Below are 19,314 nucleotides of genomic sequence, written 5' to 3'. Positions count from 1 at the left end.
GCCGGGCGCGCAGCCGCCCGCCGGCCGCGCCCAGCCCGCCGGCCGCGGTCAGCTCGCCGGCCGCGGTCAGCTCGCCGGCCGCGGTCAGTTCGCCGGCCGCAGCCGGCGGGCCAGTCCTAGGGCGGTCAGCAGGACCACGCCGCCGAAGCTGACGATGACGTACCGCGCCGGCATGCCCTCGGCGAGCGCGGCGGCGACGGTCTGGGCCAGGGCCTGGATCGTCACGATCCCGGTGAGGAGCAGGCCGAAGGCCTGGCCGCGGGCCTCCTCCGGCACGGCGTCGAGGAACCGCCGCTGCAGGCCGAGCTGATAGGCCACGCCCAGCACGGCGAGGAAGCACACCACGGCGGCCGCCGGCAGGCCCGGGCCGGCGGCGAACAGCAGCAGCGGCAGGCCCATCCACAGGGCCAGGGGCAGCGCCAGCCGTTCCTGCCACGCCGGTGCTACGAACCGGCCGACGGTCAGGTCGCCGGCGAGGCCGCCCGCGGCGACCGACCACAGCAGCACGCTGCCGAGCTCCGGGCGGCCGTGCTGTGCGGCGTAGGGGACGAAGGCGGCCTCGGGGCCGGCGATGGCGGCCAGCGGCAGCCAGTGCGCGAGGAGCAGGCCCCGGACCGCCGGGTCGGCGAGCAGGCGCCGGTTGACCCGCCACGTCTGGCGCCAGGCGGCGCCGTCGGCGCGGCCGCGGGCCGGGCGCGGGCGCAGCCCGAAGCGCAGGGTCAGGAAGGCGGCGACCGACAGCGCGCCGGCGAACCACAGCGTGACGGGCGCGTCGGTGGTGGCGAGCAGGGTCCCGCCGGCCGCGAAGCCGACGACCTGCGTGATGTAGCCGGTCATGTTGAGCACGGCGCGGCCCAGCACATACTCGTGGGAGCCGAGCAGGTCGGGCAGCAGCGCCGAGCGGATGGCGGTGCCGATCGGCAGGACGGCGCCGAGCGCGAGGCTGACCGCCAGCATCGCCGCGACCGGCAGCAGCCCGGTGGCGAGCAGCGCGAGGACGGCCGCCTGGGCCACGCTGATGCCGGCCAGGCCGCGGCGGGGCGGCATGCGGTCGGCGTAGGCGAGCAGGAAGGTCGCGCCGAAGAGGTACGGCAAGGCGCTGGACACCAGGGCCAGGCCGCTGAGCAGCGGGGAGCCGGTGCGCTCGTAGACCAGCACCGACAGCGCCACCGACATCGCCGCCGCCGACACGCTGTGCAGGGCGAAACCGGCGATAGCGACCATGAACTCCCGGTTGCCCAGCAGGCTGCCGAAGGTGGCGGTGTCCGGCTTCTCGGCCTCGACAGCCATCGATCACCCCCGCCGCGATGGCCCCGCTGCGGCAGCATATCAGCGCCCGGCCGGCCGTGTGTCCCGGCTTTCCGGACGCTTGCGCGATCCTGACCGGGCGGACGGGGCACACCTGCGGTGCGGCCCGCGACCCGCCCGATCACATTCGCGCCGGCGAATGACGCCGGCCGCCGGTCAGACGGTGCGCGGCGCCTTGGCGAGGTTGGCCGTGAGCTCGTCCTTGTCCTGCCGGACGACGTAGGCCGGCCGGTCGCGCTCCACCCGCCACGACTCGCTCAGCGGGCTGACGTCGACGGCGTCGAAGCCGATCCCGTCGTAGAGGTCGACGACGAAGGCGACCGCGTCGGGGTGGTCGGACGACACGGCCAGCGCCCGGCGGCCCGGCGTGCCGGCCGGAGATCCATCACGGTTGATGTCGGCGGCACCGATGTGGTTGAACGCCTTGACGACCTTCGACTCCGGAAGGTGTGCCTGCAGCAGGCCGGCGGTCGTCGCCTCGCCGCGGTCGAGCTCCGCGAACCGCCCGTCCCGCTCCCAGTAGTAGTTGTTGGTGTCAAGAACGATCTTGCCGGCGAGCGGCTCCACCGGGACGTCGCGGTACTTGCCGAACGGCACCGTGACGACGACCACATCGCCCGCCGCGCCGGCCTCGGCCGCGGTCGCCGCGCGCGCCGCCGGGCCGAGCTCGGCGATGAGGCCGGACAGTGTCTCCGGCCCCCGCGAGTTGGCGATGACGACGTCGTGGCCGAGGGCGATGGCGGCTTTTGCGACAGCGCTGCCGATGTGGCCGGCGCCGATGATTCCAAGAGTTGTCACGCCGGGCAGCAGCGCATCAGGCCGGGCGTGTATTCCCGGCCGACGCACGGCCGCCCGGCATGCCCTGCGATGCGACCTGGCCGGTGCAGGCCGCGGCCGGACAACCGCGCCGCCCGGATTTGCCCGGCGGGGCAGGGGTACCTGATGCGGTGCCCGGCGACAACTGCGAGCGCAGGGGAGATACGGACGTGGGAGGATCGGAAGCAGTCCCTTCGGAGTGGGACGCCCGGCCGGCGAGCCGGGAAGCGCTGAGCACGGAGCAGTTCCGGGTCGCGCAGACCTGGAGCGGCCCGCGGCAGGCAAGGGAACTGCTGCGCAAACTCACCCGCTGGAGGCCGACGTACCGGCCGCTGATTTTCTCCTATCTCGTCATCGTGATCGCCACCTTCTGGGTCACCGGCCCTTTTGCCGGCGTGCTCGGCTGGCCACTGACGGTGCTGTGGACGTGGCCCATCTTCAACACGCTCACGGGCATCGTCGGCATCCGCCGGACCCGCCGGGCGCTGCGGGAGTCGAAGGCCCGCTGGGCCGGGCGGGAGGCGGCGATCAGCGACAGCCTCCTGGTCGTCGTCGTGCCCACGATCGGCCGGCACGACATCTATCCCGCGCTCGAACGCTCGATCCGCTCCTACCTCGCCTACCTGCCGGAGCGCTTCGCCCGGCTGCGGGTCGACATCGTGGTCGACGAGGGCAGCGAGGCCGCGGAGCGGATCGCCGGGCTGGCCGACGGCAGCGAGCTGGTCCGGCTCGTGACCGTGCCGCGGGAGTACCGCACCGCCAACGGGACCCGGTTCAAGGCGCGGGCCGCGCATTACGCGCACGAGCTGCGCATCCGCGAGCACGACGACGGCGACGACGTGTGGGTGCTGCACATGGACGACGACACCGGGGTCGGACCCGACACCGCCTTGGCCATGGCCCGCTTCGTGGCGGAACAGGCTCAGGCCGGCGGCGACGCCAAGCATCTGGCGCAGGGCATCCTGACGTACCCCCGCGAGTACGCCCTCAACCGGCTCACCTGGCTGGCCGACTCGGTGCGCCCGGCCGAGGACGTGGGCCGGTTCTCGGCGTGGACGGGCAGCGGCACGCCGCGCGCGGGCGTGCACGGCGAGCTGCTGCTGGTGCGGGCCTCGGTCGAGGCGACGATCGGCTGGGACTTCGGCCCGCGGACCCTGGTCGAGGACGCGCAGTTCGCGCTCATCTTCAGTGCCCGCTACGAGGGGCGCAGCGGCTGGTTCGCCGGGCGGTCCTACGGCGCGTCGCCGGCCAGCGTGCACGACTTCTTCCGGCAGCGCGAACGCTGGTCGTGGGGGCTGGCGGGCCTGGTGTTCAACCGGTCGCTGCAGCTGCGCAACCGCGTGCTGCTGGGCTACTCGGTCCTGTCGTGGGTCGTCGGCCCGATCCAGAACGTCGGTGTCGTCCTGCTCGTCGGCGTGCTGCTGGCCGATCCACGGACCTCTCCCGTGACGCTGGTGGTCATTCCGCTGTGGGCGCTGAACATGGCCTACACCATCTGGATGTACTGGGAGGGCCTGCGGGTCAACGCGGGCGTCTCCGCCGACGACCGGCGCCGGTGGTGGGAGGCGCTGGCGGTGGTGACGCTGATCCCGTTCTTCGGGCTGCTCGAGGGCGTCCCGGGGCTGCGCGGCTTCATCAAGTTCGCCCGGCGGACGGAGAACAAGTTCCTGGTCATCGCCAAGCCGTCGTGAGGCTCAGGGCCGGGCGGCGTAGACGGTGGCCTCCTTCGCGGTGGCCCGGATGCCGTTGGCCCCGTCGAAGAGCCGCCGGCCCCAGGCCGTCAGCCGGGCGGGGTCGAACCCGAGCGCGGTGTCGAGATACTCGACGCCGCCGCCGTTGCCGCTCCAGGACCAGCCCAGGTAGCCGATCCCGCGGGCCTGGGCCCCGTCGATGATGGCGTCCTCGTCGACGTCGCCGTCGGAGTGCTTCCAGCCGAACTCGCCGACCACCAGCGGCAGCCCGGCGGTGGCGAAGGCGTCGAAGTAGCCGGTCACCTTGGCGGCGGTGTCGTAGACGCCGTACATGTGCACGGAGAACACGGTGTTGCGCCGCGGGTCGGCGGCGAGCACCGACGCGGCGTTGGTGCGCATGACGCCCGACCAGTCCTGTCCCCAGTTCGGGCCGTCGACCATGACGAGGTGCCGCAGGCCGGCATCGCGCAGCTTGCCGATCGCCGCCTTCGTCGCGCCGGTCCAGTCCCGCGCCTCGGTGTTGCCGAACGGCTCGTTGCCGAGGTTGACCACGACGTAGTCCTCCTGGCCGGCCAGCACGTCGCGCAGCGCCACCCAGTAGGCGGCCGCTTGGTCCAGCGTGCTGCTGCCGCCGCCCGCATCGCCGTGGCCGGTGGTGTCGTGGTACTCCAGGACGCAGATCAGCCGGTTGCGCTTGCACTCGGCGATGACGTCCGCTACCTCGCCGGCCGCCACGCCGGCGGTCAGCACGACCCGCACCGAGTTGGCGCCCAGCCGCTTGATGTCGGCGAAGGACCGGTTCTGGTCGCGGTACCAGGCGTATGGGTGGCTGACGCCGCGCATCACGAAGCGGTTGCCGTCGGCCTCGAGAATGTCGCGGCCGCTGACGTGCAGCCCGGCCGTCTGCTGCGGGGATTTCTGCGACCGGCCCGACCGGGCGGGATGCGCGACGGCGAACACGATCGCGATGAGTGCGGCGCACACCACACCCACCGTAACAGCGGGTTTGTTCATGAATCTCTCTCGGCTCCGGCCGCCGGCCGCGGCACCCGCCCGGGCACGGCCGGGCCTGAGAACGCCGGGCGACCCCGCAGGGCCCCCGGCAACGTTCCGGCCAGTGTACGGGCCGGCGATTCACCCGCAAATCCCCCCGAACACCGCAAGCGCTCGGCATACCCGCATATGGGACAACGGCGCGGTGCGGATCGCCAGGCGGCGGTCGAAGCCTCATTGAGGTGATTGATGACTCGGCGCGGCGGCCCCCATACCTTCGGGGTGAGCGTCAGGGAGGGACCGCGGACATGGTCGGATCGTCCTCGATGACCGCGGCCGGCGGCGCACGAGGCGGGATGCTCCGCGCGCTCGTGGCGCAGCGGGCGTTCCGCCAGCTCAGCGCCGACGATCGGCGCGTGCTCATCGAGTTGTACTACCGGGGCCGGTCGGTCAGCGAGGTGGCCCGGACGTTGAAGATCACGGAGAAAGCCCTCGAATTGCGGGCATACCATGCCATGCACGCGCTGCATGCGGCGATCGGGAGCGCACGGTCGCAGCTGGACGAGGCCGGCTAGGGTGGCGGCTGGTGGGTGAGGTCGCCGTCCGGCTCGGGCGTGGCGGCGAAACGGCGGACGAGCTCGAGCCGGGAGCGCACGCCGAGCTTGGCCAGCACGTTGGAGACGTGGGTCTGGACCGTCGCGCGCGAGACGAACAGCGCCGCGGCGATGTCGGGGTTGGACAGCCCCTGGCCGGCCAGGCGGGCGACCCGCTCCTCCGCCGGCGTGAGCGCGTCCCAGCCCTGCTTGGCGCGCCGGCGCGCGACCCGGGCGCCCGCCCGCACGCCGAGCAGCCGAAGCCGGGACCGGGCCCGCTGGATGTCCATCTCGGCACCGAAGTCCTGGTAGAGCTGGATGGCGCTGGTCAGGGCGGCGTGCGCGCGCTGCCCGGCGCCGTCGGCGGCGAACTGGGCCGCGGCCTCCTCCCACGCCAGCGCCTCGAGACAGTGCCAGCGGTGCCGGGCATAGCCGTCGACCGCGCTCATCAACGCGTCGGCGTCGCGCTCGATCAGCGCCGCGCAGCACTGCGCGTCGACCTCGGGAAACTGGTACCGCCGGACGATGTCGAGCGTCTGGGCCGCGGCCGCCTCGTCGCCGAGCGCCAGGGCGATGCGGATCAGCGAGTGGACGACGCCGGTGGCGCCGAGGACGTGCTTGATGGGGCTGGCGAGCAGGTCACGGCCGTGGGCCAGGGCCCGGGCGAGGTCGCCGTCGAGCTCGGCCCGCAGCATGAGGGGCCGGGTGAGCTCGCGGGCCATCCGGCCGCCCGGATCGCCGTCGAGGACGCCGGCGGCCTGCAGGTAGCCGCTGGCGGGCCCGTACCGGCCCCGGCGGAACGCGATCTCCGCGCGGATGCCGACCGTGCCGAAGGTGAGGGCCTCGATCGTGTCCGGGATCAGCGTCTGGAACCGCAGCGCCTCGTCCCAGTCGCCCCGGCGGTAGCACACCTCCGACGCCGTCGCCGGCACCCAGAACGATCTGGCCGTGCCCAGCCGTTCGGCGGCGAGCAGGGCCTGCGGCAGCAGGGCGTCGTACCGCTCGACCGCACCCAGCTCGTCGAGCAGCCCGAGGCTCGCGTTGAGCAGCAGGACCCGCAGGTCGGTCGACTCCGCGTCGTGACCCAGGATCGCCAGCGCCTCGTCGGCGCAGCGCAGCTGCTCCTCCCCGGTCGAGCACCACACCATCGCCTTCAGCGCATATCCCGCGCCGAGGTCGTCGCCGCAGTCGCGCGCCTGCGCCAGGGCGACCGCGGCCAGGCGATAGCCCCCGTCGGGGTCGCCGAGCTCGAAGCGGGTCTGGGCCGCCCAGGCCCGCAGCCGCGCCTGCCAGTGCGCCGGCAGGCGGGGATCTTCCAGACCCTTCGCCGCCGCCTCGGCGGACTCGGTGTAGCGGGTGGAGCGGCCCAGCGCGCGCACGGCGAGCACCCACATGAGGCCGGCGAGCTCGGGATCCCGCACGGTGCGCAGCACCCGCAGCGAGGTCTGCGCGGCCGGTCCGTCGGCGCCGACCTGGTACTGCGTCTGCGCGAGGCGGGAGGCCAGCGAGGCCCAGCGCGGGTCGTCGGCGGCGATCCGGCCGACGGCGCGCTCGCTGAGCTCGGCGAAGAGGTGCGGCGCGGTGGACACCGTCGGGTCGGACACCTCGGCCAGCCACGTCAGGGCCCAGTCGTCGAGCCCGTCGCCCACCAGGAGGTGCCGGGCCACCTCCTCGGCCCGGTGCCCGGCCTGGGCGAGCCGGCGCGCCAGATCCTGGTGGATGGCCGCGCGCAGCGCGGCCGGCAGCTGTTCGAGCATGGCCTGGCGGATCAGGTCGTGGCGGAACGCGAGCCCCCGGCCGCCGTCCACGAGCACGCCGGACGCCAGTGCCTCGTCGACGACCGCGGCCAGCTCGGTCACGGGCGACCCCGCGGCCGTCGCCCACTCGGCGATGCCGAACTCCGTGCCCAGCAGGGCGGCGAGCCGCAGCGCCCGCGAGGTGGGCTCGGACAGGAAGCCCAGCCGCCGGCCGACGACGTCGATCACCGAGGCGGGCACGGCCTCGGCCCCCGCGACGAGCTCGGCGGCGCCGCCGGTCACGGCGAGGCTGTCCGCGCGGACCCAGGCGTCGACCAGCTCGCGCAGGTAGAGCGGGTTGCCACCGGCCCGGGCCAGTTCCCGGGCGAGGCGCGGGCCCGGCTCGGCCCCCAGCCACTGCCGCGCCAGCGCGATGGTCTCCCCGGTCCCGAGGGGACGCAGCGGCAGCACGGTGCCGGCCATGTCCCGCACCGCCATGCCCAGCCGGGTCAGCGCCGGTCGGTGCGGCACCCCCCGGCAGGAACCGACCAGCAGGAGCGGGATCTGGTCGACCGACCGGCTCAACCGGCTCCACAGGGCCAGGCTCGGCTCGTCGGCCCACTGCAGGTCCTCGGCCACCAGCACGACCGGCGACGCGGCGCACAACCGGTCGACCACCTCCAGCATCCGCTCGCCCGGAGCGGCCGCACGGTCGTCGCGGTCCGGCTCCCCCCGCAGCAGGCGGGCGATGTCCGCCAGCGCCGGGTCGTCGGCGTCCGGCCGCACGCCGAGGCAGTCCGCCATGAGACGGAACGGGAACACCTCGGCCAGATCGACGCCGACCCCCACCCGGACCAGGCAGCCGGCCTGCGCGGCGGCGCCGGTGAGGGCCCGGACGAGCGCCGACTTGCCGATGCCCGGCTCGCCCTCGACCCACACCGCCCCTCCGCGGCCGTCCAGCAGACGGCGCAGCGCCTCCTGCAGCATCCCGAGCTCGTGATCGCGCGCGACGAGCCCGGCCGACCCGGCCAGCGTGTCCATTCCAAAGACCATAAGCCTGACCGGCTCCGCCCCGGCGCGCCAGGCCCCGCGCCCCCGGCGGCCCTGGCGCTGCCCGACGCGGGCTCACTTGATGTCGCGCCACCGCAGCAACCGGTCGCCGCCGGCGCCGGCCAGACGTCCGTCGTACCCGGCGATGACGGTGCGGTCGCCGGCCGGGCCGAGGTCCGACCAGGTCGCCTCCGTGGCCGTCGGCAGCCGGATCCGCAGCCGGTGGTCGCGGTCGACGGCGAAGAGCAGCCCGCCGGCCGCGGTGAGGCTGACCGCTCCCCCGGCGCTCCCGGCGTCAGGCCAGGAGCAGTCCCCCTCGGCGAGCCGGGCCAGCGGCAGGCAGCGGATCCGGTCGTCTGCGGTGACGGCGAAGAGCGTCCCGTCGGCGCTGGCGAGCGCCAGGACGCCGTCCGGTGCGGTGCCGATCTCCTCCCACCGCGCCGGCTCCCGGACCGGCGGGCGGTACAGCAGCCGTCCCCGCGGTGTGACGGCGTACAGCCCGACCCCCATGCCGCGCACGGCCTCCCGCGGCGCCGCGAGGCACACCGGAGGATCATCGGCGGCATCCCGGGGCGCCCCGGCCGGGGCCGGATGCCAGGGGAGGTTCTGGGCGCAGGCGGCGCGGACCAGGAGCGTGCCGTCCGGAGCCAGCGCCCAGAAGGCGTGTTCGCAGGCGACCAGCGCGGCCAGTTCCGGGGCCGGTCCGATCGCGTCCCAGCGGGACGGGTCCGGCGGCGCGGCGAGGCGGTCCAGGACGTTGCGGGTGATCCGGTCGACCACCGGGTCGGCGAGCGTGTTGCCCCAGTTCACCGTTGCCGCGTTGAACACGGTGCCGGCGCCCAGCCGGAACACGCCCATCGTCGCGTGGCCGCCCTGGCCGTATCGGCGCCAGTGGCGCAGGTCCGCCGTCGCCAGGATGACGAACGACGGCGGGGTACCGTCGCCGCCGGTGATGCGCGGTACACCGTCGACGTCCTGGTACAGCGCGGCATCCGTCTCGTATCCGACCGCGCCGGTCGCGAACCGGTCGCCGTCGCGCAGGCCGGTGCCGGCGAACACCCAGTGCTCGGCGAAGCGGGCCGTGTAGTCGGTCTCCTTCATGACGTCCATGAAGTCGCCCCACGCGCCGGCGCCGTGGCGGTAGCCGACGCCGGTCATCGTGTTCTCCGGGCGGTGCACCGGGGCCGCCGCCCACTCGACCGTCGTGCGGGCCGGGTCGAGCGCGGCGACGGGGTCGCGCACCGGGTCGCGGTAGCAGACCATGGTGCGGCCGGCGTCCTCGAAGCGGGCCTGCCACAGCGCCGTGTTGGCGGCGAAGTACGCGACGTTGCCGCCGGCCGCGGTGAAGGACTCGACGGCGTCGCGCATCTCCTTCGACCAGTACTCGTCGTGGCCGTTGACGATGAGCAGGCGGTATCCGCGCAGCAGCGCCGGGCCGTCGGCGTGCAGATCGAGGTTGGAGCAGAAGTCGACCCGGTAGCCGGCCGGACCGAGCCAGCGCAGCAGCCCGTCCTCCCAGCGCTCCGGGGGCGGTCCGCCGCCGGGGCGGTCGAACGACACGCGGGCCGCCCTGGTCGGCTCCTCGGCGTAGTAGAGGCTCTCGCCGGGGATGCCGGAGCGGTTGTACGCCTGCCAGGTCGCGAACGGCACCGAGACGAGCATGGCGGCGGACGGGTCGCCGGCCGGGCGGCGCACCACGAAGTACACCTCAATGTCCCGGCTCTTGAAGACGGCCCGGTAGAGGGAGCTGGGCCAGTCCCCGGGCACGGTGAGTGTCCACACAGGACCGTCGACGTCGGCCGTCAGCAGTGGACGGTCGTCGGTGGCGTCGTGGACGGTGACGGTGTCCGGGCCGGGGCCGAGCAGGGTGAAGCGCAGGGTCCCGCCAGGGGTGCACGAGGTGGCGTGAGCGTAGGCGGGCAATGGCTAGGCGGCCACGGTGAGCGCGCCGAGCGCCTCGGCCACGAGCAGTGTCTCGATGCCGCGCAGGTGCTCCTCGACCGAGGCGGCGCCGAAGACGCTCGTATCGGCGAAGAGGGTGAGGTCGAGCACGCCGGACACGGCGTTGACGTGCAGGAAGTAGCGGGCGCCGTAATGGTCGACCGGCTCCCAGGTGAGCGTCGTGCGCGGCAGCGCGGCGCGCAGCCCGGCGGCGCTGACGCCCGCCGCGGCGGAGACGGGGGTCTGCGCGTCGAAGCGACGATCGTTGAACGAGCAGGACAGGTCGACGTCGCCGAGCCGCGCGACGAGCGCATCGAGGGCGACCGGGTCGTACTGCGCGTGCAGGTACGCCTGCATCGAGGCACGCATGGCCCGGCCGATGACGGGGCCGAGCTCGTCGTCGCCGACCTCGATGACGCACAGGCCGTCCTGCGAGGCGGGCCCGACCGAATCGGCGAGGCCGGGGCGGAACCGGTTGCTGACGATGACCTGCAGGACGGCCTCGCGGGCGCCGGTCTGGCGGGCGAGTTGCACGGCGGCGGCGGCGAGGATGACCGCGGACGTGCTGACCTGCTCCCGGTCGGCCAGCAGACTGACGGCCTGGTCGCCGGCGGGTGAGCTGAGGGTGGCGCTGACGAACCGGGGCTCGCCGTCGGGCTGGCCGAAGCGGCTGTGGGGGACGGCGCGGAGGTGGCGCTCCCAGTACCGCAGCGCCTTCTCGCTCTGCCGCCGCCCGGCGTCGGATTGCTGGTGCAGCGCCTGATCGTAGGGCTGGCGGTCGGGCGGATCGAGGGTCGGTTGGCCGGCGAGGCTGTCCAGCACGTCGCGCACGAGCGCGGTGAGCCCACCCCGGTCGGTGACGAGGTGGCAGATGGCGAAGACGGCGTGCGTGACGACGTCGCCGACGCGCACCGCGCCGACCCGCAGCGGCCATTCGTCGGGGTAGTCGAACGCCGGCTCGGTGAGCGCTCGCTGCAGTTGCCGGGCCGCGGCGCCGGCCCCGGCCCGCTCCGCGTCGACGACGTTCAGCTCGATGACGCCGTCCCGCGCCACCATCTGCCGCGGGCCGCGAACCTCGTCGAGGCGGACCCTCGTGCGCAACGACTCGTGGCGGCCCATGATGTATGCGACCGTGCCGGTGATCCTCGACAGTGGCGTGTCGACGGAGATGCCCTCGTCCTCAAGGGCGGTCACCCAGCTCATGTTGAGGCTCGCGTCATCGGGGACGAGACGCTGGATCGCGCGCCAGATCGCGATCTGGCCCCAGCTGAGCCCGCATTCGCCGCCGCGCGCACCGGTGAACCCGATGGGGATCCGTTCCGTCATCGCTGCCCCGCTTTCGTCAGGGTATGACTCCGGCGCTTCATTGAATCCGCGGCGTTCAACGCCTGTCAATACAGCGGCAACCCGACCATCGCGGGCGTCCCGCCCGTCCGGGTCAGCGGATCCGGACGCCGCCGCGAACGACCCGGCCACGACCGGCCCGGCCTCGACCGGCGCCTGTCCGCGGCCCGCCGGTACCCTGGCCGGGTGGCAACGATGAGCCGGCAGGAAGCGATCGATTTCCTCGGTGTGGGCAGCCGCACCGGCAAGCTCGCCACCGCGTCCGCGACCGGAGCGCCGCACGTGGCGCCGGTGTGGTTCGTGGTGGACGGCACCGACCTGGTGTTCACCACCCACGAGACGACGGTCAAGGGCCGCAACCTGGCGGCCAACCCGCGCGCGGCGCTGACCGTGGACGTGTCCGAGTTCCCCTACGACTTCGTGGTCGCGCGCGGCCCGGTCAGCCTCACCCGCGCCGCCCCCGACCTGCTGGACTGGGCGACGAAGCTGGCGGCGCGGTATGTGCCGGCCCGGCTCGCCCGCGAGTACGGCGAGCGCAACGCGGTCGACGGCGAGCTGGTCTGCCGGCTGCGCATCGAGCACATCAGCGGCATCGCCGACATCGCGCTCTGATCAGCGGGCCGGCGCCGGGGCTGGACGCCACTGCTCGGAGCCGATCGGCGGGACTCACGCTGGGCGCAAGCGTCCGGGCTGCTCGCGACCGACTTCTGCCACGTCGATACGGTCACACTGTCGCGGTTGTACGTCCTGGGGGTGACGGAGGCAATGACCCGCCGGGTCGACATCCTCGGCGTCAACTGCGAACCCGACCGGCGAATGAACCGCACAGCAGGCCCGCAACCTGGTCATAGAGCTGGGTGATCGGGCCGCGTAGTCCCGGTTCCTTGTCCGTGACCGAGACGCGAAGTTCACCGGCCTGGTCACTTCGACGCGGTGTTCACCGCCGCAGGCTCGACGTGGTGCCCCCCGCGGACGCCAAGGGCGAACTGCTACGCCGCGCCGGCAGCGCACGCCGGGTGTGCATGACGTACAGCGAACGACATGCCCGTCTGTTGGTCACGACGGAGACGGACTGAGCGGCCGCACAGAGACTGTGCGGGCGCTCAATCTTCGCTGTGGGTCCCTGCCGGGCCGGTCAGACGCCGCGGACGTTTTCCGCCTGCGGACCCTTCTGCCCCTGGGTCACCTCGTATTCAACCTTCTGGCCTTCCGCGAGCTCGCGGTATCCACTGCTGGCGATAGCCGAGTAGTGGACGAAGACGTCCGCGCCTCCGTCATCCTGCTGGATGAAGCCGAAGCCCTTTTCGGAATTGAACCACTTGACGGTACCGCGAGCCACACGTTCCTCCTGATGGTGATGGGAACCCGTCCGTCGCCAATCGCCGGCGACGAACTCCCACCCAGACCGACCATACCCCCGGGAGAAGGACACATAGTCGCCGGCTCCCACCCGGACAGCTGCTACGGACGGACACCATCCGGCCATACGCCGGAGGGCACCCACGTGACGGTGTTGAACACGTTCGCACCGCCCGGTCGCAGCCTTCGCCATACGCGGTACGCGCCGGGACGTCATGGGGGCAGCGTTGAGGCCGGACCAGGCCGCTCCATCGTCATGGACATCTATTCCCGTGACCGACACCACGAGCGCCAGCGGTTCATGGCCAGTTGCGGCGTGAACTCCGTCCGCCCAGGGCGACTACGCGTTTCGACGCTGCCCCCGGATGCCTCAGCCATACCCCGACGACGACGGCAAGGCTCACCCAACTCCTGGCGGCGCGAAAGTCAGGTCACGGTGCCGAGCCGGGCACAACGAACGGGAAATACTCGCGCTGCATGACGCGCCCACAACCGGTATCGTGGCCACAGCCCAGGAGCCGTCTGCCAACCACAGCGCGGCCGCCCCGGGATAGGCTACCCGGCGACCAGGCCCGTCAACTCAGGCCGAGACGCACACCCCGCCCGGCGGTCGACGGTCGACGGTCGACGGTCGACGCCACTATGCCTGGCCCCCGCGCCCGGCGATGGCAGCCTGGATACGCCGCACGGTGCGCAGGGCCTTCTTCGCCGCGACGCGGACCTCGCCGTCGAAGACCGTCGCGCCGCGGTCCTCGGCCTGCAGACGCTCCAGGGTCGGCACGACCCGCTCGTCGCCGGTCGAGCCGAGGGCGACCGCGGCCCAGTAACGACGGTTCGGATCCCGGTCCGCGGCCGCCTCGACCAGCCGCGGGATGACGTCCGGGGTGAAGAGGGCCAGGCCGCTGGCGATGTAGCCGATCCGCGGGAAACGACGGTGCTCAAACTCGTCCCACAGCGCCTCCAGGGCCTCGGCCCCACCGATCTTCGCGAGCGCGTCGGCGGCACGCTGGCGCACCCACTCAGCGCCGTCGCCGAGCAACGGGCGCAGCGCCGGCACGGCGGAGACATCGCCGAGCACACCGAGCGCCTTGATCGCCTCGTCCACAGCGATCCACTGTGGATGGTCAAGGAGTTCGACCAGCTGCGGCACGGCCTCGCGGACGTCCATCGCCGCGCAGCCCATCGCCGCCCAGGCCTGGCAGTTGTACCGGGTGTCGGCCAGCGCCTCGAGCAGCGGCTCACGCAGGCCGGGGTCCCCGAACACGGCCGCCTGATTCATAGCCCGGGTATAGAGCGACCGATGGTAGCCGGGGTAGTCGCGAACCATCGCCCGTAGCGCCGCGATCGCCGACGGATCGCCGTCGCAGGCCCGGTCGAGCAGCCGGTAAAGGTGCTCCTCCCGGGTGTCGAGGTCGCCCTTGCGCAGGCCGGCGAGGTCGGGATTCACAGCAGCCCCTGAACCCGGCCGGCAAGCCGCCGGGCCAGCTGTTCGGGCGACGCCGTCGTCGTGGCGGTCACGACCGGGATCATACGGCGCAGCTTCCGGACATCGACTCCGACGGGCCGACGCACCGTTCGGACAGCGCCGTCGCTTCCCGGTGCGCCCATCGGTCCCCTGCGGCGGGCGGCGGATCGCCTCGCCGCCGGGTGGCTGCGCTTGAGGGACTCGTCGTACAGGCCCGCTTCCTTGAGCGCGATCGAGCGGAACTCCTCGAACAGGCCGGCCTCGGCAAGTGCCCGTTGACCAGACTCCGTGTTGAGGCCGAGTGTGCCACCCCCGCAGCTCGGGCCAGCGGCGATGCATCAAGCTCGTAAACCGTCGACGCGATCCCGCGTACGTGCAGAATGCGTGCCAGAGTCAGACCGCCCAGTCCGCCCCCGGCGACTGGCTCGGCTACACCAACGTGGACTTCGGCACCCCGACCGCGGCGTCGGTGACCACGCGGCTGGCCTCCGGCGCGTCCAGCGGCACCATCCAGTACCGCCTGGACTCCACCACCGGCCCGATCATCGCCACCGTGCCCGTCCCCGTCACCTCCACCGGCGGCTGGCAGACCTGGACCAACCTGTCCGGCCCGGCCACCGGCGTCCACACGGTATTCCTCACCTTCACCGGCACCGCGGGCACCGACTTCGTCAACCTCAACTGGTTCCGGTTCAACCGGTAACGCCTGTTTCACGCCGTGCGGCCCGGCTTGCGGGCGACCTGGATGGACTGGTCCAGGCGGTGGCGGAAGGCGTCGTAGGGTGCGTCGTCGAGAGCACCTCGAGGCCGGCGGCGGCGAGCACGCCGCCGGCCTCCTCGCGCCGCGCCACGAACGTGCTCCACGCGATGCCCAGCGCGCCGCTGATCTCAGCGCCAGGGTGTGCTTTCAGCCGGCCGGCGAGCGTATCGGCCTCCCGGTCGGGCAGGACGTCAACCGGCCGGTGGGTCTGCGGCTCCAAAGCGCGGTCGCGCGAAGGTCGTTCGACCTCCTCCTCCGCCGCATCCTGCAACCCAACTGAGCCGCGACGCACGGCAATCGGACCGCACTTCCTGCGACAGGACCGAATTACGTTCTGGTCCGGCTGAATTCGCTCAGCGCCGTCAGGAGGCTGTCGTCGAATGCGTCGGCGTCGATCCGGGTCGCGTCGCAGTACATGACGCCGGAACCGGTTGCGCGACTGGCAGGTGCAGTAGCGATAGACCCGGTGGCAGCGGTACCCACGCAGGCTCTCCCGCACCGCGGGCACATGATCTCGCCGGCGAGATGACAGTCCGAGGCGAACTGAGACGGCGCTCGGTGAGCAGTCGGCTCGCTGAGGCGAAAGGTCGATGAGCGGCGGATGGGCGCCTTCAGCGCGCGTGCCGCGGAGGGCGACCGTGCCGAGGTAGGCGCCGGTTGCGCAGGGTGTCGTTGACGGTGTTGGCACTCCAGAGCCGGCCGCCGCGACGGCGGTGTCCTCGCCTGGTGAATTCGCTCGCGACGGCTCGGGTTCCCATCCGGCGCACCGTGTACAGGTAGAAGATATCCTTCACCAGTTCGGCCATGACGGGTTCATCACATTGACAAGGGTCACTCAGATCCACCCTTGACAGACGCCTTCGTCGTTGCTGATGATTTTCATGAACCTTCCGAGGAGGTTTCCCGTGAGGTCCGCACTGCCATGGTCAATTCATCCAGGCACAATGCGAGTTCATCGGCCTGTCGGCGAGATTGCGGCAACAAATTGCCGCGACGGATCCCGGACTTCCCGGCCACGAGCGACGAGCGCCACTAATACCGCAACGCGGAAACGTCGTACTGCCGCCGGGGTGAATGTGACGAGTGCGCAACTTCACGCCCGAATGGCACAAAGCCAGCGGCACCAGCGCGGGGCCCAAGAGCTTCAGATCCCGGTGACTGTCGGTGACACGAGTGCGGAGAGGTGATGGACGGACAACTGCGTATCAGCATTCTCGGGCCACTGTCCGTCTGCCGCGGCGCGCGGGTGCTGCCCGTGGGGCCGCCACAGCAACGCGCCCTGCTCGCCGCTCTCCTGCTGCGCCGGGGGGTGTCGGCGTCGAGTTCGGAGCTGGTCGACAAGATCTGGGGTGACGCGGCGCCGGCGAGCGCCGTCGCGATCGTCCGGCAATACGTGCACGGGCTGCGCCGGGCGATCGGGCCGGACTCCGGACTGACGATCGGCTCGTCGCGGCACGGCTATGCCGCCGTGGCCGCGGCCGGCGTGCTCGACCTCGACATCTTCGAACGCCTCGTCGCGGAGGCGGATCGGGCCCGGGCGGCGTCGGACCCGGCGACCGCGGCCGACCGGCTGCGGGAAGCCCTGACGCTGTGGCGCGGGCCGGCACTGGCCGGGCTGCCGGGGCCGGTTGCCACGCTGCACCGGCCGGTGCTGGCGCAACAACATCTCTCCGCGCTGATCACCCGCGCCGAGCTGGACCTGGAGCTGGGCCGGCACCGCGAGGTCCAGCCGGAGCTCCAGGCGCTGGTGCTGGCGCACCCGCTGAACGAGCATCTGCGGCAGCTGCTGATGACCGCGCTCTACCGCTGCGGGCGTCAGGCGGACGCTATCGAAACGTTTCAAGATTGCCGCCGGCTGCTCGCCGAGAAGTTGGGCGTAGATCCGGGCCCCGGCTTGCGGGAGCTGTATTTGCGCCTGGTCCGGGCGGATCCGGGGCTGGCGGGCTCCGGCCCGGCGCCGGCGTGGCTCCCCGCGTTCACCGGCCGGGAGGAGTCCGGCAGCCCGCTCGGCGAGGCTCGAACGGCGGCACCGGCGAACATGAGCCGCGCCGGCACGATCGCGCCGCACCGGGCTCACCAGGACGGGCCGGCTCGCGATGCGGACGTACCGGAGGGATACGACCCGCACGCCTGGCAACGCTCCTGGCTGATGCGTGACTACCTCAACCGGCACGGACTCTGGCACCACCTGCAACCGTCCCAGGTCACCGACGTGGCGGCCGCGCACCGTGGCGATCCCACCATCGAGGCCCACACCCTGTGGGGGCTGGCCCTGTCCGAGGCCAGCCTGGGACGGTACCGGGCGGCGCAGGCCCACCTCTGCCGGGCGCTGGCGATCTTCACCGCCGCCGGAGACGCGGAGTCCATCACCTCCACCCGCCGCCGCATCGTGTATCTGCTGACCGAGCAGGGCGATTTCGTCGCGGCCTTGGAACAGGCCCGGGTGGAGCTGGCGCAGTGCCCAGCCGGCGCCGACCCGGACCGGCGCGCGAACGCGCTGAACACGGTGAGCTGGCTCTGCGCCCGGCTGGGCCGTTTCGACGAGGCGGTCGCTCACGCCCGCCAGGCCGTCGCGCTCGCCCGGCACCTGCGCCCGTACCTGGTCGCCGACATCTGGAACACTCTCGGCTTCACGCAGGCCGGGATGGGCGCCATCGACGATGCCGAGGAAAGCTACCGGCGGGCGGCCGGGATCTACCACCAGCAGGGTGCGACCTTCCTCGAGGCGCAGATCTGGGGGGCCCTGGGCGAGGCGCGGCGCAACGCCGGCCGGACAGGTGAGGGCGAGCTCGCGTTCCGGCACGCCCTCGCACTCGTCTCGGTGACCTACGACCCCCGCGCCGTGCACCTCGGCGCGGACCTGAACCGCCTGCTCCCCTCCGAGGCGAGTCGATGATCGGCCTGTCGCTCGGCGCGATACACCGGTGGTGGGCCACGACGGCCGGGCCCGTGCTGGACGGGCGCAGTGCCGCTCAGCGACGGCTGACCGCCCTGCACGCGGCGCCGGGCGGGGCGTGCGCGCCGGAGTGGGTGCGGGCGCTGCGCCCGGCGCTGGCCGAGCTGTTCACCTGGGCGTACCCGTACCAGGAGGCGCACGGGGCGGTGCTGGAGGCGGCCCGGGTGTACGCCGCGGCCAACGGCTACGACCCGGAAAGGGCGCGGGCGGAAGGCGAGGCATACGCGCGGATGAACACCGACGCCAACCTGCGGGTGAGCGCCGCGGCGAACGCCGAGGCGCTGGCCGGGGCGCTGGGGGCGGCGTTCGCGGCCGGCGACGCGGAGGCGTTGCGCCGGGCGTACCCGGAAGTGCTGGTCCGCGCGGTGTTGCTGGCCGCGCCGCAGGCCCACGACGCGCTGGTCGCGGGCCTGCGGGCGCAGGGCGTCACGCCTTGAGCGGGCCGCCGTTGATGGCGACGCGGCGGCCGTAGCGGGTCAGCGGGTAGTAGTCGTAGATGGCGTTGTGCTGCACGATCCGGTTGTCCCAGAAGACCAGCGTGTTCGGCTGCCAGCGGACCCGGCAGCTGAGCAGCGGCACCATGGCGGGCAGCGCGACGAGTAGCTTGAGCAGCGCGTCGCTCTCCGCCACGGAGAGCTGCGGGATGCGCGCGGTGTAGCCGCTGTTCGCGTAGAGGATCTTGAGGTCGGAGTCGGGGTGCCGGACGACCAGCGGGTGCTCGTTCTTCGGCGCCACGTAGTTGGGCGGCCGCTCGTAGACGCGGAAGGGCAGCTCGCCGTCGTGGATCGCGGTGAGGCCGTCCAGCAGCTCGCGCAACGGCGGGGAGAGCATCTCGTACGCCAGGTTCATGTTGGCGAACATGGTGTCGCCGCCGCTGCCTCCCTGGGGGGTCTCGGTGATGTAGAGCATCGAGCCCAGCGACGGTTCGGCGTCCGCGGAGCCGTCCGCGTGCCAGCCGTTGCCGGGCGAGTTGGCGTCCTTCGCGGTGGTGCGGATGTCCAGGATCACCGGGTCGCCCTCCGGCGGCGGGTTCACCGGGCGCAGGCTGCCGAAGTGACCGGCGAAGCGCTTGTGGTCCTCGTCCGTGATGTACTGGTCGCGGAAGACGAGCACGTGGTGGTCGAGGAACGCGGTGCGCACCTCGTCGAGCTGCGCGGCCGGCAGCTCGGCGGAGAGGTCCACACCGGACACCTCGCCGCCGACGATCGGGGTCAGCGGGTGCACCGTGATCGTGCGGTAGTCGCGCGGCGGCCGGGTGGTCAGGCGCTCGATCGCAGCCAGCTCGTAGGGCTCCATGACGTT

General features: G+C 72.8%; 17 protein-coding genes. 6 read left to right on the top strand and 11 right to left on the bottom strand.

All coding sequences use genetic code 11. From position 1 onward, the window contains the following. Positions 1 to 84 precede the first annotated feature (84 nt). On the bottom strand, positions 85 to 1,290 hold the full coding sequence (locus tag ACQPXD_RS23215) for an MFS transporter (RefSeq protein WP_432841835.1): 1,206 nt from the start codon (positions 1,288 to 1,290) through the stop codon (positions 85 to 87). 174 nt (positions 1,291 to 1,464) lie between these two features. Then, positions 1,465 to 2,106: an NADPH-dependent F420 reductase gene (locus tag ACQPXD_RS23210; RefSeq protein ID WP_432841833.1), complete on the bottom strand. Its 642-nt coding sequence runs from the start codon at positions 2,104 to 2,106 to the stop codon at positions 1,465 to 1,467. Between the two features lie 188 nt (positions 2,107 to 2,294). Here ACQPXD_RS23210 and ACQPXD_RS23205 point away from each other — a divergent pair, with 188 nt between their 5' ends. Further along, positions 2,295 to 3,815: a glycosyltransferase family 2 protein gene (locus ACQPXD_RS23205; RefSeq protein ID WP_432841831.1), complete on the top strand. Its 1,521-nt coding sequence runs from the start codon at positions 2,295 to 2,297 to the stop codon at positions 3,813 to 3,815. A 3-nt stretch (positions 3,816 to 3,818) separates the two neighbouring features. Here the strand turns inward: ACQPXD_RS23205 and ACQPXD_RS23200 are convergent, their stop codons facing one another. Next, the gene (locus ACQPXD_RS23200) at positions 3,819 to 4,799 is read right to left on the bottom strand and encodes a cellulase family glycosylhydrolase (protein WP_432841829.1); all 981 of its coding nucleotides are present in this window, start codon (positions 4,797 to 4,799) and stop codon (positions 3,819 to 3,821) included. A 317-nt stretch (positions 4,800 to 5,116) separates the two neighbouring features. On the opposite strand from ACQPXD_RS23200, the gene ACQPXD_RS23195 reads away from it, so the two are divergent. Further along, positions 5,117 to 5,383, top strand: a complete 267-nt coding sequence (locus tag ACQPXD_RS23195) for a hypothetical protein (RefSeq protein WP_432841827.1) — start codon at positions 5,117 to 5,119, stop codon at positions 5,381 to 5,383. Here ACQPXD_RS23195 and ACQPXD_RS23190 read toward each other — a convergent pair. The 3 genes from ACQPXD_RS23190 to ACQPXD_RS23180 all read right to left on the bottom strand — a co-directional run bounded on the left by ACQPXD_RS23190 (position 5,380) and on the right by ACQPXD_RS23180 (position 11,454). Further along, on the bottom strand, positions 5,380 to 8,178 hold the full coding sequence (locus ACQPXD_RS23190; protein WP_432841825.1) for an ATP-binding protein: 2,799 nt from the start codon (positions 8,176 to 8,178) through the stop codon (positions 5,380 to 5,382). The two genes, ACQPXD_RS23195 and ACQPXD_RS23190, sit on opposite strands and share 4 nt — an antisense overlap. Before the next feature lie 84 nt (positions 8,179 to 8,262). After that, the gene (locus ACQPXD_RS23185; RefSeq protein WP_432841823.1) at positions 8,263 to 10,110 is read right to left on the bottom strand and encodes a N,N-dimethylformamidase beta subunit family domain-containing protein; all 1,848 of its coding nucleotides are present in this window, start codon (positions 10,108 to 10,110) and stop codon (positions 8,263 to 8,265) included. A gap of 3 nt (positions 10,111 to 10,113) precedes the next feature. Further along, positions 10,114 to 11,454, bottom strand: a complete 1,341-nt coding sequence (locus ACQPXD_RS23180) for a condensation domain-containing protein (RefSeq protein WP_432841821.1) — start codon at positions 11,452 to 11,454, stop codon at positions 10,114 to 10,116. A gap of 213 nt (positions 11,455 to 11,667) precedes the next feature. Between ACQPXD_RS23180 and ACQPXD_RS23175 the strand changes: the two genes are divergently transcribed. After that, positions 11,668 to 12,084 carry a PPOX class F420-dependent oxidoreductase gene (locus tag ACQPXD_RS23175; RefSeq protein ID WP_432843932.1) on the top strand — a complete coding sequence of 139 codons (417 nt, stop codon included), beginning with the start codon at positions 11,668 to 11,670 and terminating at the stop codon, positions 12,082 to 12,084. A gap of 523 nt (positions 12,085 to 12,607) precedes the next feature. On the opposite strand, the gene ACQPXD_RS23170 is transcribed toward ACQPXD_RS23175, so the two are convergent. Beyond that, complete coding sequence (locus tag ACQPXD_RS23170) at positions 12,608 to 12,811, bottom strand: cold-shock protein (RefSeq protein WP_345121772.1); 204 nt, start codon at positions 12,809 to 12,811, stop codon at positions 12,608 to 12,610. Between the two features lie 660 nt (positions 12,812 to 13,471). After that, a complete protein-coding gene (locus ACQPXD_RS23165) occupies positions 13,472 to 14,278 on the bottom strand; it encodes a HEAT repeat domain-containing protein (protein ID WP_432841819.1) in 807 nt (268 codons plus the stop codon). Between the two features lie 391 nt (positions 14,279 to 14,669). Here ACQPXD_RS23165 and ACQPXD_RS23160 point away from each other — a divergent pair, with 391 nt between their 5' ends. Next, a complete protein-coding gene (locus ACQPXD_RS23160) occupies positions 14,670 to 14,999 on the top strand; it encodes a carbohydrate-binding protein (protein WP_432841817.1) in 330 nt (109 codons plus the stop codon). On the opposite strand, the gene ACQPXD_RS23155 is transcribed toward ACQPXD_RS23160, so the two are convergent. After that, positions 14,989 to 15,327, bottom strand: coding sequence for a hypothetical protein (locus tag ACQPXD_RS23155; protein WP_432841815.1), 339 nt, complete (start codon positions 15,325 to 15,327; stop codon positions 14,989 to 14,991). The two genes, ACQPXD_RS23160 and ACQPXD_RS23155, sit on opposite strands and share 11 nt — an antisense overlap. A 340-nt stretch (positions 15,328 to 15,667) precedes the next feature. Beyond that, entirely contained in the window at positions 15,668 to 15,862 is a 195-nt protein-coding gene (locus ACQPXD_RS23150; RefSeq protein WP_432841813.1) for a recombinase family protein, read from the bottom strand. Positions 15,863 to 16,242: 380 nt separating this feature from the next. Here ACQPXD_RS23150 and ACQPXD_RS23145 point away from each other — a divergent pair, with 380 nt between their 5' ends. Both ACQPXD_RS23145 and ACQPXD_RS23140 read left to right on the top strand, forming a co-directional pair. Continuing rightward, positions 16,243 to 17,952 (top strand): BTAD domain-containing putative transcriptional regulator, encoded by a 1,710-nt coding sequence (locus ACQPXD_RS23145; RefSeq protein WP_432841811.1) that lies wholly within the window; start codon positions 16,243 to 16,245, stop codon positions 17,950 to 17,952. Beyond that, positions 17,949 to 18,449: a hypothetical protein gene (locus tag ACQPXD_RS23140; protein ID WP_432841809.1), complete on the top strand. Its 501-nt coding sequence runs from the start codon at positions 17,949 to 17,951 to the stop codon at positions 18,447 to 18,449. Before ACQPXD_RS23145 ends, ACQPXD_RS23140 begins: the two co-directional genes overlap by 4 nt. On the opposite strand, the gene ACQPXD_RS23135 is transcribed toward ACQPXD_RS23140, so the two are convergent. Then, entirely contained in the window at positions 18,439 to 19,308 is an 870-nt protein-coding gene (locus ACQPXD_RS23135; protein WP_432841807.1) for a TauD/TfdA dioxygenase family protein, read from the bottom strand. The two genes, ACQPXD_RS23140 and ACQPXD_RS23135, sit on opposite strands and share 11 nt — an antisense overlap. Positions 19,309 to 19,314: the final 6 nt, after the last annotated feature.

Origin of the sequence: Dactylosporangium sp. CA-092794, from assembly GCF_050948465.1 — a bacterium.
Classification (GTDB): domain Bacteria; phylum Actinomycetota; class Actinomycetes; order Mycobacteriales; family Micromonosporaceae; genus Dactylosporangium.
This window is presented reverse-complemented; position numbering and strand designations above follow the sequence as displayed.

Excerpts from the sequence above, each read along its gene's own strand:
- ACQPXD_RS23215 (WP_432841835.1), bottom strand. The coding sequence starts at position 1,290 with ATGGCTGTCGAGGCCGAGAAGCCGGACACCGCCACCTTCGGCAGCCTG.
- ACQPXD_RS23195 (WP_432841827.1), top strand. The coding sequence starts at position 5,117 with ATGGTCGGATCGTCCTCGATGACCGCGGCCGGCGGCGCACGAGGCGGG.
- ACQPXD_RS23190 (WP_432841825.1), bottom strand. The coding sequence starts at position 8,178 with ATGGACACGCTGGCCGGGTCGGCCGGGCTCGTCGCGCGCGATCACGAG.
- ACQPXD_RS23180 (WP_432841821.1), bottom strand. The coding sequence starts at position 11,454 with ATGACGGAACGGATCCCCATCGGGTTCACCGGTGCGCGCGGCGGCGAA.
- ACQPXD_RS23175 (WP_432843932.1), top strand. The coding sequence starts at position 11,668 with ATGAGCCGGCAGGAAGCGATCGATTTCCTCGGTGTGGGCAGCCGCACC.
- ACQPXD_RS23150 (WP_432841813.1), bottom strand. The coding sequence starts at position 15,862 with ATGGCCGAACTGGTGAAGGATATCTTCTACCTGTACACGGTGCGCCGG.
- ACQPXD_RS23145 (WP_432841811.1), top strand. The coding sequence starts at position 16,243 with ATGGACGGACAACTGCGTATCAGCATTCTCGGGCCACTGTCCGTCTGC.
- ACQPXD_RS23140 (WP_432841809.1), top strand. The coding sequence starts at position 17,949 with ATGATCGGCCTGTCGCTCGGCGCGATACACCGGTGGTGGGCCACGACG.
- ACQPXD_RS23135 (WP_432841807.1), bottom strand. The coding sequence starts at position 19,308 with ATGGAGCCCTACGAGCTGGCTGCGATCGAGCGCCTGACCACCCGGCCG.